The 13,118-nt window shown below is 65.8% G+C and carries 11 protein-coding genes; 5 read left to right on the top strand and 6 right to left on the bottom strand.

Annotation, left to right across the window (positions count from 1 at the left end; translation table 11 throughout):
• Positions 1–96 precede the first annotated feature (96 nt).
• Positions 97–1,671, bottom strand: a complete 1,575-nt coding sequence (gene mqo, locus AAHK21_RS02745; RefSeq protein WP_367856336.1) for a malate dehydrogenase (quinone) — start codon at positions 1,669–1,671, stop codon at positions 97–99.
• A gap of 216 nt (positions 1,672–1,887) precedes the next feature.
• Between mqo and aroQ the strand changes: the two genes are divergently transcribed.
• Together aroQ and AAHK21_RS02755 are read left to right on the top strand one after the other, a co-directional pair.
• On the top strand, positions 1,888–2,337 hold the full coding sequence (gene aroQ / locus AAHK21_RS02750) for a type II 3-dehydroquinate dehydratase (protein WP_367856337.1): 450 nt from the start codon (positions 1,888–1,890) through the stop codon (positions 2,335–2,337).
• The gene (locus AAHK21_RS02755) at positions 2,334–3,179 is read left to right on the top strand and encodes a shikimate dehydrogenase (protein ID WP_367856338.1); all 846 of its coding nucleotides are present in this window, start codon (positions 2,334–2,336) and stop codon (positions 3,177–3,179) included. Before aroQ ends, AAHK21_RS02755 begins: the two co-directional genes overlap by 4 nt.
• Before the next feature lie 71 nt (positions 3,180–3,250).
• On the opposite strand, the gene AAHK21_RS02760 is transcribed toward AAHK21_RS02755, so the two are convergent.
• Together AAHK21_RS02760 and quiC are read right to left on the bottom strand one after the other, a co-directional pair.
• Positions 3,251–3,913 carry a TetR/AcrR family transcriptional regulator gene (locus AAHK21_RS02760; protein WP_038705885.1) on the bottom strand — a complete coding sequence of 221 codons (663 nt, stop codon included), beginning with the start codon at positions 3,911–3,913 and terminating at the stop codon, positions 3,251–3,253.
• 126 nt (positions 3,914–4,039) lie between these two features.
• A complete protein-coding gene (gene quiC / locus AAHK21_RS02765) occupies positions 4,040–5,947 on the bottom strand; it encodes a 3-dehydroshikimate dehydratase QuiC (RefSeq protein WP_367856339.1) in 1,908 nt (635 codons plus the stop codon).
• Positions 5,948–6,340: 393 nt separating this feature from the next.
• Between quiC and AAHK21_RS02770 the strand changes: the two genes are divergently transcribed.
• Positions 6,341–7,714, top strand: a complete 1,374-nt coding sequence (locus AAHK21_RS02770; protein ID WP_046856019.1) for an MFS transporter — start codon at positions 6,341–6,343, stop codon at positions 7,712–7,714.
• Between the two features lie 99 nt (positions 7,715–7,813).
• On the opposite strand, the gene AAHK21_RS02775 is transcribed toward AAHK21_RS02770, so the two are convergent.
• The gene (locus AAHK21_RS02775) at positions 7,814–9,157 is read right to left on the bottom strand and encodes an OprD family porin (protein ID WP_367856340.1); all 1,344 of its coding nucleotides are present in this window, start codon (positions 9,155–9,157) and stop codon (positions 7,814–7,816) included.
• A gap of 278 nt (positions 9,158–9,435) precedes the next feature.
• Here AAHK21_RS02775 and AAHK21_RS02780 point away from each other — a divergent pair, with 278 nt between their 5' ends.
• A complete protein-coding gene (locus tag AAHK21_RS02780; protein WP_023631816.1) occupies positions 9,436–9,759 on the top strand; it encodes a DUF2790 domain-containing protein in 324 nt (107 codons plus the stop codon).
• 1 nt (position 9,760) lies between these two features.
• Here the strand turns inward: AAHK21_RS02780 and AAHK21_RS02785 are convergent, their stop codons facing one another.
• Both AAHK21_RS02785 and AAHK21_RS02790 read right to left on the bottom strand, forming a co-directional pair.
• Positions 9,761–10,915 (bottom strand): GGDEF domain-containing protein, encoded by a 1,155-nt coding sequence (locus AAHK21_RS02785; RefSeq protein WP_046856022.1) that lies wholly within the window; start codon positions 10,913–10,915, stop codon positions 9,761–9,763.
• A gap of 144 nt (positions 10,916–11,059) precedes the next feature.
• Positions 11,060–11,944 carry a LysR substrate-binding domain-containing protein gene (locus AAHK21_RS02790; protein ID WP_367856341.1) on the bottom strand — a complete coding sequence of 295 codons (885 nt, stop codon included), beginning with the start codon at positions 11,942–11,944 and terminating at the stop codon, positions 11,060–11,062.
• 104 nt (positions 11,945–12,048) lie between these two features.
• Between AAHK21_RS02790 and AAHK21_RS02795 the strand changes: the two genes are divergently transcribed.
• Positions 12,049–13,014, top strand: a complete 966-nt coding sequence (locus AAHK21_RS02795; protein WP_094011070.1) for a DMT family transporter — start codon at positions 12,049–12,051, stop codon at positions 13,012–13,014.
• Positions 13,015–13,118: the final 104 nt, after the last annotated feature.

A 13,118-nucleotide genomic window follows, 5' to 3' on the forward strand; every position in this document is an offset into this window, starting at 1 on the left:
ACGCATCGCCGGCAAGCCGGCTCCCACACCGACCGCGCCGCCCTGCAGTCTGGTGCCGTCCTGTGGGAGCCGGCTTGCCGGCGAGCGGGCAGCCGCTCAGGGCGCGGCCACCTCGCTGGGCGATGCCAGTTGCAGGAGTTCGCTGGTGTAGCTCCACTCTTCCTGGACCTTGTCCGGATGCTCGTTCAGGCGGATGCCGTAGGACGGGATGATCTGCTTGATCTTCGCCTGCCACTCAGGCGTGGCCACCTTGTCCTTGAACACCTTGTTCAGCAGATCGAGCATGATCGGCGGCGCGGTCGAGGCGCCCGGCGAGGCGCCGAGCAACCCGGCGATGCTGCCGTCCTTGGCGGTGACCACCTCGGTGCCCAGCTTCAGCACCCCGCCCAGGTTGTCGTCTTTCTTGATGATCTGCACCCGCTGCCCGGCCTGCCACAGGCGCCAGTCTTCCTTCTTCGCTTCGGGGAAGTAGGTCTGCAAGGCGGCGAAGCGGTCATCATCGGACTGCATCAACTGGCCGATCAGGTATTGCACCAGGTCGAACTCGCGCACCCCGACCCGCACCATCGGCCAGGTGTTGTGCAGCGACATGCTGGCGAACAGGTCAAGCAGCGAGCCCTCCTTGAGGAACTTGGTGGAGAAGGTGGCGAACGGCCCGAACAGGATCATGCGCTTGCCATCAAGCACCCGGGTGTCCAGGTGCGGCACCGACATGGGCGGCGCGCCGGTGGCGGCGATGCCGTAGGCCTTGGCCATGTGGCGCTGGGCGATGGCCGGGTTGTCGGTGACCAGGAACGAGCCGCCCACCGGGAAGCCGGCGTAGTCCTTGGCCTCGTCGATGCCCGACTTCTGCAGCAGGTGCAACGCGGCGCCGCCGGCACCGATGAACAGGAACTTGGCGTCGGTGGTCGCGGTGCCGCCATCCTTGAGGTTCTTGTACTCGACGTGCCAGCTGCCGTCGTCGTTGCGGGTAATGTCCTGCACCTCGCTGGACAGCTTGAGGTCGAAGTTCGGTCGGGTCTGCAGGTAGCCCACATACTGGCGGGTGATCTCGCCGAAATTGACATCGGTGCCGATCGGCGTCCAGGTGACGGCGAGCTTCTGATTGGGGTCGCGCCCTTGCATCATCAGCGGCACCCATTTGGCAATCTGCGCGTGGTCCTCGGAATACTGCATCGGCTTGAACAGCGGGCTGGCCTGCAACGCCTCGTAGCGCTTCTTGAGGAAGCGGATGTTGTCGTCGCCCCAGACGAAACTCATGTGCGGGGTGGTGTTGATGAACGAACGCGGGTTCTTCAGCACCCCCTGCTTGACCTGCCAGGCGAGGAACTGACGGGTGACCTGGAACGACTCGTTGATCTCCACCGCCTTGCTGATGTCGATCTTGCCGTCCTTCTCCGGCGTGTAGTTGAGTTCGGCCAGCGCCGAGTGGCCGGTGCCGGCGTTGTTCCAGCCGTTGGAGCTTTCCTCGGCCACCTTGTCCAGGCGCTCGACCATCTGCATCGACCAACCCGGCTCCAGCTCGTTGAGCCACACCGCCAGGGTGGAACTCATGATGCCGCCGCCCACCAGCAGCACATCGACGCGCTTGCTGTCGGCGGCGTGGGCATGCAGCCCCAGGGCCAGGGTGAGGGCCGCCAATGCCCATCTGGGCGTTTTTTGGATGTTCATGTGCTCTCCCGTTTTGGTCATTCCGTGCGCCTGGAGGACAAGCTTAGCCGAGTGTTTTGCTCGGGCATGGTCGCAGTGTTTTCTGGCCCCTTGCCCCGCGACAAGGCCAGCAGCGCGAGTTCGATAATCGCCCGTTTTCAACCCTCCGGGATTTGACGAAACTAACCAGATAGTACAAATATCGAGCTATTCAAAAACAACAAAGCGATACCCGCCATGACACCCCGAATCCTCGTGCTCAACGGCCCCAACCTCAACCTGCTGGGCACCCGCGAACCCGCTCAGTACGGCCATGAAACCCTCGCCGACCTGGCCAGCCTGTGCGCCGGCAGCGCTCGCGAGCTGGGCCTGGAACTGGAGTTCCGCCAGACCAACCACGAAGGCGAGCTGCTCGACTGGATTCACGCCGCCCGTGGCCGCTGCCACGGCATCGTGATCAACCCCGCCGCCTGGACCCACACCTCGGTGGCCATCCGCGATGCCCTGGTGGCCTGCGAGCTGCCGGTGATCGAGGTGCACCTGTCCAACGTGCACAAGCGCGAGCCGTTCCGCCACCTGTCGTTCGTCTCCAGCATCGCCGTGGGAGTCATTTGCGGCCTTGGCAGCCAGGGCTACCGCATGGCCCTGAGCTACTTCAGCGAACAGCTGCGCGAGCACGCGGCATGAGCGCCCAAGGTATCCTTGCCGGCCTCATCGGCCGTGGCATCCAGGCTTCGCGCACGCCGGCGCTGCACGAACACGAAGGCGACGCCCAGGCGCTGCGCTACCTGTACCGGCTGATCGACGCCGACCAGCTGGGCCTGGACGACAGCGCCCTGCCGGCGTTGCTCGACGCGGCCCAATGCACCGGGTTCAGCGGGCTCAACATCACCTACCCGTTCAAGCAGGCGATCCTGCCGTTGCTCGACGAACTGTCGGACGAGGCCCGTGGTATCGGCGCGGTGAACACCGTGGTGCTGCGCGATGGCAGGCGGATCGGCCACAACACCGACTGTCTGGGCTTCGCCGAAGGTCTGCGCCGGGGCCTGCCCGGGGTGGCCAGACGGCGCGTGGTGCAGTTGGGCGCGGGAGGCGCGGGTGCGGCGGTGGCTCATGCGCTGTTGGCCGAAGGCGTCGAACAACTGCACTTGTTCGAGGTGGACCCGGCCCGTGCCCAGGCGCTGGTGGACAATCTCACGCAGCGCTTCGGCGCTGGCCGTGCCATGCTCGGTAGCGATCTGGGCGAGACCCTGGCCGGCGCCGATGGCCTGGTCAACACCACGCCGGTGGGCATGGCCAAGCTGCCGGGCACCCCCTTGCCGCCGGCGTTGCTGCACCCACGGCTTTGGGTGGCGGAGATCATCTATTTCCCGCTGGAGACCGAGTTGTTGCGCCAGGCCCGGGCCCTGGGCTGCCGCACCCTCGATGGCGGCACCATGGCGGTGTTCCAGGCGGTCAAGGCGTTCGAGTTGTTCAGTGGGCGCCCGGCGGATGCCGCGCGAATGCAGGCGCATTTCGCCAGGTTCTAGCCGCCAGACAGCTCATCGCGGGGCATGCCCGCTCCCACGAATGAGGGAGCAAGGCTGCCCCGCGCCTGCATTCAGGCCTTGATGTAACGCATCACCGCCTCGCAGATCACCTGCTTGTGGCGTTGCTTGATCTGCTCGTCGGACAGGTCGATCTGGAAGATATCGCCAAAGGTATGGCGGTTGGACACCCGGTAGAAGCAGAACGAGCTCATCAGCATATGCAGGTCGATCACTTCGATGCCGGGGCGGAACACGCCCTGGGCAACGCCACGGGCGAGGATCTTGCCCAGCGCGTCGAGCACCATGCTGCTCATCTCGCGGATCACCGGCGACTGCTTGACGTACTCGCCGTAGTGGATGTTCTCGGTGCAGACGATGCGCACGAAATCGACGTTATTGGCGTGGTGGTCGAAGGTGAACTCCACCAGGCGCTGGATCGCCTGCTCGGGCGCCAGCGAGTCGAGGTCCAGGCTGTGCTCGGTCTTGCGGATGTCGCCGTAGAGCTTGACCAGGCACTCGACGTACAACTGCTCCTTGCTGCCGAAGTAGTAGTAGATCATGCGCTTGGAGGTAGCGGTGCGCTCGGCGATGGCATCGACCCGGGCACCCGCCAGGCCCTGCTGGACGAACTCGGTGATGGCGGCCTGGAGAATGTTCTCGCGGGTCTTTTCCGGATTGTTCTTGCGCGTCTTGCGCAGGCCTTCGACTTCAGGCTTGACGACCGAATCACTCATACCGACTCACAGGCTCGTTGTAGTAATCCGGGCGATTATCCGTGAGCCGGGCGATGCTGGGAAGCGCGGTGTTGGTCGGCTGCGCAGGTTTGACCTAGGGGCCCCGTCGCCGGGCAAGGGCCTGGCTCACAACACCACCTTGCGCCCTGCCCCGCTGCGCGCCTTGGCCATCGCTGCCAGGCGCACCGCCACGTTGGCCGCGCCATAGCCGGCATAGCCGCCCTTGCGCTGCAGGACCTCGAAGAAGAAGCGCCCTTCGAACGGCTCGGTGTACACGTGGAACAGCTCGCCGCCCTGGGCATCACGGTCGTACAGCACGTTGTAGTACGCCAGCTCGCTGAGGAACTCGTCGTCGAAGTCGAAGCGCGCCGCCAGGTCGTCGTAGTAGTTCAGCGGGATCTCCAGCAACGGCACGCCGGCCTCCTTGGCCCTGGCCACCTCGCGGAAGATGTCGTCGCAGTCGAAGGCGACGTGGTGCACGCCGGAGCCGCGATAGCTGTCCAGGGCATGGGCGATGGCGGTGTTGCGGTTCTCCGAGATGTTCAGTGGCAGCCGCAGGGTGCCGCAGTGGCTGCGCAGGGCACGGCTCTTTACCAGGCCATAGGGGTCGGGCAACACCACCTCGTCGTCGGCGGTGAAGTCGAACAGGCTCTTGTAGAACAGCACCCAACTGTCCAGGGCCTCGGCCGGCAACGCCAGGGCCATGTGGTCGATACGCTTGAGGCCACCACTGGCGCGGGCTGTCGGGTCCAGGCGGAAATCGGTGTCGTAGAGGGTCTGGCCGTTGCCATCGGTCTGCACCAGGTACAACAGGCTGCCATCTGGTGCGCGCACCGCCGGGATCTCGCGCTCGTTGGGGCCGACCAGGCCGCGGAACGGCTGGCCACGGTAGGCCATGGCGCGCTGCAGGGCGTCCTGGCCAGCGTTGACCCGCAACGCCATGGCGCACAGCGACGGGCCATGGGCTTCGAAGAAGTTGTGGGCAAACGAATAAGGTTCGCCGTTGAGGACGATGTTGATATCGCCCTGGCGCAGCAGACGCACGGCCTTGCTGCGGTGCTCGCCGGCCTCGGCGAAGCCCAGGCGCTTGAGCCATGTGCCCAGGCGTGCGCCGACCGCCTCGTCGACGGCGAACTCGAGAAACTCCACGCCGTCGTAGCGGCTGGCGGCCGGCGGCGCGAACAGCACGCCCGGCTCGACCGCCCGCGCCTCGCGCTCGAGCTGGCGGCGGGTCTTTTCCTCCAGGTACAGCAGCGAGCGCAGGCCATCGGCGGCGTTCTGCCGGGGTGGCGCTGCGCGGAAACCGTCATTGAAGATCTCCAGCGACAGCGGGCCGCGATAGCCGCTGGCCAGGACCGGCGCGAGGAAGCCCGCCAGGTCCATTTCCCCCTGCCCGGGGAAGCAACGGAAGTGCCGGCTCCACTCCAGCACGTCCATGGCCAGGATCGGCGCGTCGGCCATCTGCACGAAGAAAATCCTCTCGCCGGGGATATCGCGGATGCCGCTGGGATCGCCCTTGAGCGACAGCGTATGGAAGCTGTCGAGGATCACCCCCAGCGCCGGGTGGTCGGCCTGGCGCACCAGGTTCCACACCTGTTGCCAGGTATTGATGTGGCGGCCCCAGGCCAGGGCCTCGTAGCCGATGCGCAGGCCCCGCGCGCCGGCATGCTCGGCGAGCAGGCGCAGGTCGTCCACCAGCAACTGTTCGTCGCCCAGGGCGTCGGGCTGGACATTGCTGCACACCAGCACCAGGTCGGTGCCCAGTTCCTGCATCAGGTCGAACTTGCGCTCGGCGCGGTCGAGGTTCTTGCGCAGGCGGTCACGGCGGCAGCCCTCGAAATCGCGGAACGGCTGGAACAGGGTGATGGCCAGCCCCAGGTCGGCGCACAACTGGCGCACCTCGCGGGGGCTGCCGGCGTAGTACAGCAGGTCGTTCTCGAAGATCTCGACGCCGTCGAAACCGGCGGCGGCGATGGCTTCGAGTTTTTCCGGCAGGGTGCCGCTCAAGGAAACGGTGGCGATCGAACGGTGCATGGCGGGTGTTCCTTGTTATTGAGTGAGGCCTGGCACGATCGATTATTCGCAGGTAAAGTCGCCCCGGCAACGAACTTTGTACGGAACAGTTAGTTTTTGTTCGATTACCGAACAAAACCCGTTCCAGCGAATTGCTTCACCCACCCCCGTGAACAACCATGAACACCAGTCGCAGGCCCGCCAGCCCTTCTCGCCGCCACGCCGGTCGTTCGGCGGAACCTGCGCTGCACTACCCAACGTCACCACATAATAAGTTCAAGAAAACGGGTACCGAACTATGCACACCTTGCTCGCCCTGCGATCCGCGCCGCCTCGTTCGTCTTCTCCACACAGCCCCTGCCCGCGCCTCAAGCGCTGACCAATCCGGCCCCTGACAAGAACAACGGAGACAACATGGCCCGCTCAAGCTCCCAAGCCAAGAAAGCCACCGCCAGCGGATGGATCGGCTCTGCCCTCGAGTACTACGACTTCTTCATCTACGCCCAGGCCGCGGCGCTGATCTTCCCGCAGATCTTCTTCCCGTCCGCCGACCCGAAGATGGCCATCATCGCCTCGCTGGCCACCTACGGCGTGGGTTACCTGGCGCGCCCGGTCGGTGCCTTCGTGCTTGGCCACTGGGGCGACACCCGCGGGCGCAAGAACGTGCTGCTGCTGTGCATGTTCCTCATGGGCCTGTCGACCATGGCCGTGGGCCTGCTGCCGACCTACCACGATGTCGGCCTGCTGGCCCCGGCGCTGCTGGTGCTGCTGCGCCTGGTCCAGGGCTTCGCCGTGGCCGGCGAGATCTCCGGCGCCAGCTCGATGATCATGGAACACGCGCCGTTCGGCCGCCGTGGCTACTACGCCAGCTACACCCTGCAAGGGGTGCAGGCCGGCCAGGTGATGGCCGCCGCGGTGTTCCTGCCGCTGGCCTACTTCATGCCCAGCGAGGCCTTCAACGACTGGGGCTGGCGCATTCCGTTCCTGATGAGCGCGCTGGTGCTGGTGGCTGGCTTCATCATCCGCAAGGAGGTCCACGAGACCCCGGCCTTCGTCCAGGAAGAGCAACAGGACAAGGTGGCCAAGTCGCCGATCAGCGAAGCCTTCCGCCACAGCTGGAAGCACATGGTGCTGGTGATGTTCATGGCGCTGATGAACGTGATCCCGGTGGTCGCCACCATCTTCGGCGCCGCCTACGCGGTGCAGCCGGCCTACGGTATCGGCTTTGACAAGAGCGTGTACCTGTGGATCCCGGTGGTGGGCAACATCGTCGCGGTGCTGGTGATCCCCTTCGTCGGCAACCTCAGCGACAGGATCGGCCGGCGCCCGACCATGATCGCCGGTTGCCTGGGCTCGGGCCTGCTGGCGTTCGTCTACCTGTATGCGATCAGCATCCAGAACGTGCCGCTGGCCTTCGCCGCCTCGATCGTCATGTGGGGCATGGTCTACCAGGGCTACAACGCGGTGTTCCCGAGCTTCTATCCGGAGCTGTTCCACACCCGCTACCGGGTCTCGGCCATGGCCATCGCGCAGAACCTCGGCACCATGATCACCGCCATGCTGCCGGCGTTGTTCGCCGCGGTCGCGCCGCCGGGCTCGGACAATATCCCGCTGGTGGTCGGCGGGCTGGCGTTTCTCATTACCTGCGTGTGCGCGCTGGCCGCCTACCTGGCACCGGAAACCCACCGGCTGGCAATGGAAGACCTGGGCAACCCGCAGGCACAACCCATGGCGCGGGAAGCCTATGAAGCGAGCCGCAAGGGCAGCCTGAAAGCGTTCGGCCACTGACATCGGCAGTGCCGAAAAAAAGACGCCTCGTCAGAGGCGTCAAGACATTCACCAGCAACCAAAGGAGCACAGGGGCTTCTCAAGGTGAATCCGGGTGGTTCAGAGAATCGACAACGGGTACTCGACGATCACCCTCACCTCGTCCAGGTCCGACTCGAAGGCCGTCGCCCGGGTGGTGGCCTGGCGCACGCGCAGTGCCAGGTCCTTGGCCGCGCCGGTCTGCACCACGTACTTGACCTCGATGTCGCGCTCCCAGCGCTTCTGCTCGGTGAGCGGGTCGCCGTTGCCGTCGCGGCGCATGTAGTAGGCGTTGGCATGGCTGTAGTCGGCATCGCTGCCACGGCCATAGCGGGTCATGAACGACAGCCCCGGCACACCGTAGGCGGCCATGTTCAGGTCATAGCGCAGCATCCATGAGCGCTCTTTCGGCGAGTTGAAGTCGCTGTACTGGATGGAGTTGTCGAGGAAGATCGAATCGGACTGGCGCAGGTAGTCGAAGTCGTCGTCGCCGTTGTTGCGCTGGTGGGTCAGCGCCAGGGTATGGGCGCCGTAGCGCACGCCGAGCTTGGCGCTCCAGATGTCGTTGTCGAACTGGCCCAGGCGCTGACGCCCTTCGTCCCTGGCGTTGTAGAAATTGAACCCGCCGATCAGCGCCAGCTCGTCGGACAACGGCCAGGTCACGCTGGTGCCGGCGTAGTACTGGTTCCACACATCCTTCAAGCGACTGCCGAACAGGCTGACGCTGACGTTTTCGTTGATCGCGTAGTCGCCACCGCCGTAGGCGATCCACGGCGAATCCACCGGGCCGCCGTAGAACGTCACGAAGTTGTCGCGCAAGTCGCTGGACACCGGCTGGCTCATGGCGTGCAGGCGCCCGCCCTGCAGCGTCAGGCCTTGCACACTGGTGTTCTCCAGGGTCACGCCGCGAAAGCTTTCCGGCAACAGCCGCGAGTCGCCGGCCGCCACCACCGGGTTGACCGGGAACACATCGCCCACCCGCAGCACGGTGTCGAACAGGCGCACCTTGGCCGCGCCGCCGAGCTTGCTGTATTCGTCGCGGGCCTGGCCATCGCGGTCCACCGGCAGCACGTCGAACGAGCTGCGCCCACCGTTGCGCCCGCCACCGGTGTCGAGCTTGAGCCCGAGCATGGCGAAGGCGTCCACCCCGACGCCCACCGTGCCTTGGGTGAAACCGGACTCGAAGCGGGTGATCACGGCATGGGCCCAGGCCTCGGAGTAGCCATTGCCGCTGTCCTTGCCGCTGTTGTAGGTGGGGGCCGGGCCATCGCGATGGTCGCGATTGAAATAGTAATTGCGGTTGAGCACGCTCAGGCGGCTGCCTTCGATGAACCCTTCCTTCTGCTCTTCTGCGGCCCAGGCCGCCGGGCCGAAGCCGGCCAGCGCCACCAGGGCGGCCAGGGAAAGTGTCGGATTGCTCTTCATCCACTGCTCCTTCGATTGCGGCTGTTCTTGTTGTCAGGCCCTGGCGCTGGAGCATCCCTGGTCTGGCCAGATGCGCACGCACCCAGCCCCATTGGCCGAGCCTGATGCTCGCCGCTGGCGGATAACGGGAAGGTGATGGGGGCATTACAATCGTGTCATGCGCAGCCGGGGGACCTGCGTACACGCCCAGCTTTCATATCTGTAACCCGGCCGTCATGCCCCTGTTGGCCGGGCATCGCTAGCGTGGTCTGCGAAACGAACCTTTCGGAGGCACGACCATGCTACGACCGACCCTGACCGCCGCCCTGCTGGCGCTTTCCCTCTCGACCCAGGCCAGCGGCTTTTCCAGGCTGGACAGCGAACAGCTGCTGGCGGACCACCAGCAGGCCGTGGCGGCCTATGCGGCCAAACAGGCGAAGCCCATGCCAGAGATCGTCGACTACCGCTACGGCATGAAGCTCGACGTTGCCCGCCTCGTGCGCCAATCGGGCGACCCGCGCACCTGCGAGGTGGTGCCGCGACTGATGACCTTCGAAGACAGCCAGGGCACCTTGCGCACCGTGCGCTACGCGGTGCAGTCGCAGTGCATCAACAACAAGTAGTTCAGCCGCGCAGCCCGTCCACCAGCTGCAGGCTGTTGCGCCCGCTGCGTTTGGAGGCGTATAGCAGCACGTCGCCTTGCTCGATCAACGCCGCCAGGCTGGCCGGTGGGCGGTCGAACAGGTTGGCGCCAATGCTCAGGGTCACCGCCTCGGGGGTGCGGAACGACTGTTCGGCGGTGGCCTGGAACTGCTGGCGCAAGGCTTCGGCCAGGCGCTGGATGGCGTCGCGCGAAGCTCCGGTCAGGAGGATGACGAACTCGTCGCCACCCAGCCGTGCGGCGATCGCACGCTCCGGCAGCATGGCCCGGATCATCTCGCTCAAGGCCACCAGCAGACGGTCGCCAGCGGCATGCCCATGCAGGTCGTTGACCAGCTTGAAATGGTCGATGTCGATCAGCAGCAAGGCCCCTGGGTTTGCCGGGGAAACCTCGTTGAACAGGCTCGCCGCGCGCATTTCCAGGGCGCGGCGGTTGTACAGCGCGGTCAGCGGATCGCGCGCGGCCAGGCGCTCGATGCGTTCCTCGCGGCGGTAGCGCACGGTACCGGTCATCGACAGGGCGATCAGCATGATCGCCATGGCCCCCTCCACCAGCGACACCTGGATGATCTGCCCGCGAAACGCGGTCAGGTCGATCAGCGTTCCCGGCAGCAGCGCCGGCAGCGTCTTGGCCAGGTAGAACAGCCCGTGCAGCAGCAGGATGCAGCGCAACTGCACCGCGCCGACGCTGAACGACTTGCCATGCGGGCGCAGCAACGCGCTGGCGTACAGGGTGAACGCGGCGACCAGCAGCGAGTTGGCCACCAGGAAGGTCTTCGACCAGGTGGGCCACTGCGGCAGCAGCAACAGGCTCAGCCAGGCCAGCGGGGCCAGGTAGCAGAGCCGTGACAGACGGGTTTCGGTAAAGCGTGACACCCCCAGCAGGAACAGCCAGTGAGCGGCCACCAGCATGCCGTTGGCGAACCAGATGCCGATGAACAGGTAACCGCTGCCACGCAGCAAGGCGAGCGAGGAACCGACGCTGATGGTGGCGAAGCTGGCGCTCCAGCACAGCAGCGAAGACTCGCGCACGCTGCGCCACTCCACGGCCAGATAAAGCGCGGCGGCCGCGGCCAGGGCGATGGTGAGGGTCAGCATGGTGGAAGCGTCGAACGCCATGGGTGGAAGTGGCCTGTATCTGGGTTACCGTTCAGAACGGTGATTGTATGCGTTCAAGGGTCAATGCACAGGCATAAATGATATCCAAATGATGGCATTCGGACGGACAGCCCATTCATTTGCCTACCAGACGACAGTCACCTGTCATTGCCCGGAGAGGAAGCTCACCAACTGTCGCCCATGCGAGCTGAGCGCTTCCCAACTGCGGAAGCAGATACGCAACTCCAGGGTCGCCCAACGCTCCTCCAGCGCCACCCGGCGCACCGCCAGTTCCTGTTCGGCGCGCACCGCCGCCGTTTCCGGCAGCATGGTGATACCCGCGTGCTGGGCCACCAGCTGGGCGATGGCTTCGAAGCTCGGTGCCCGTACCCGCACCTTCAGCGGCATGGCCAGGTTCATCGCCAGCTCCTCGACGAAGCGCTGCATGGCGCGCTCGGCGGGCAGGCAGACGAAGGGAAAGCCCAGCGCGTCCGCCAGGCGCAGCTGGCCGCGCCCGGCCAACGGGTGATCGAGCGGCACCAGCAGCACCAGGCGCTCGGTACGAAACGGCAACGACACCACGCCCTCGTTGACCAGGTTGCCGTCGTACACGCCGATCTCGCACTCCCCGGCCAGCACCACCCGCAGCACATCGATGCTCTTGTGCTCGACCAGTTGCAGGTCGACCTCCGGGTAGTCGGCCAGGAACGGCCCGAGCACGGCCGGCAACAGGGTGCTGTTGGTCACAGTGGACGCCGCCAGGTGCAGGGTGATGCGCCGCTGGCCGGCGAGTTCGCGCAGCGTGTCCTGCAGTTTCTGCGCCTCGCCCAGCACGCCCCGCGCCGACTCCAGCACCAGGCGCCCGGCCGGGGTCAGCTGCATGCCGTCGGCCTTGCGCAGGAACAGGGTCAACCCGCTGCGCGCCTCGAACAGGCGCAGGCGGGTGCTGGCGGCCGATACCGCCACCGGGAAGGTGGCCGCCGCCTTGCTCAGGCTACCGGTGGCGGCAATGGCGGCGAGCAGCCGCAGGTCGGCCAGGTCGAAGTGCATCAAGGCTTCTCCAAATCAGAACGCCATGTTCGAGAAAAAGCGATTCTAGCGCGGTTGCGTTCTGCGCAGAATAAACCGCACTTCTTCTGTGCCACGGACCCGCCATGACCCGCCTGCCCGCCCCGCTCCAGCGCGCCCTTGCCAACGGCAGCCTGTACGCCGTACTCGCCGCCCTGGGCTTCAGTTTCAAGGCCATCTTCGTCAAGCTCGCTTATGCCGCAGGCCCGGTGGACGCCATCAGCCTGCTGGCACTGCGCATGGCCCTGTCGCTGCCGTTGTTCGCCTGGCTGGTGTGGGCCAGCCGTGGCCAGGGCGGTGCGCCGCTGAGCGCCGGCGACGGCCTGCGCGTGGCCTTGCTCGGCCTGTTCGGCTACTACCTGGCCAGCCTGTTCGACTTCTACGGCCTGCAATACATCAGTGCCGGGCTCGAGCGGCTGATCCTGTTCACCTACCCGACCCTGGTGCTGGTGATCCAGGCCATCGTCCAGCGCGAACGCCCGACCCTGCGCACCCTGGCGGCCATGGGCTTGTGCTACCTCGGGCTGGGCATCGCCTTCGTCCACGACATCGGCGCCGCGGGCGGCGGCAATGCGGTACTGGTCGGCTCGCTGTGGGTGTTCGCCAGCGCGGTCACCTATGCCCTGTACTACTCGGGCACCGGCATGATGCTCAAGCGCATGAATTCGATGCGCCTGGCCGGGTTGTGCGGCACCGCCTCCTCGCTGATGGTGCTGGCCCACTACCTGCTGGTGGCCGATGTCGCGCCGCTGCTGCAGCTGCCCGGCACGGTGTGGCTCAACGCGGCATTGATGGCGCTGTTCTCCACGGTGCTGCCGATCTACTGGGTGGCGCTGGCGATCCAGCGCCTCGGGCCCACGCACACGGCGGCGGTGGGCAACCTGGGGCCGGTGCTGACGATGCTGGCCTCATGGCTGATCCTCAGCGAGGCGATCAGCGTGTACCAGGTAGCCGGGTTGGTCCTGGTGCTGTTCGGGGTATCGCGGCTGAAACCGGCGAAAAAGCCTGAGGCGCCAACCGCGCCGACCCCGGCCTCGGCGCGGCCACTGTAGCTATAGCGGTGCGCCTGCAAGGCGCCATGCATGCGCTGCGGGCACGCATTGCATTTGCCCTGCACGGCGAACCCATGGCATAGAAAGGCTGTCCACGTCCTTAC

It is taken from the genome of Pseudomonas sp. TE50-2, from assembly GCF_040813665.1.
GTDB classification, from domain to species: domain Bacteria; phylum Pseudomonadota; class Gammaproteobacteria; order Pseudomonadales; family Pseudomonadaceae; genus Aquipseudomonas; species Aquipseudomonas soli.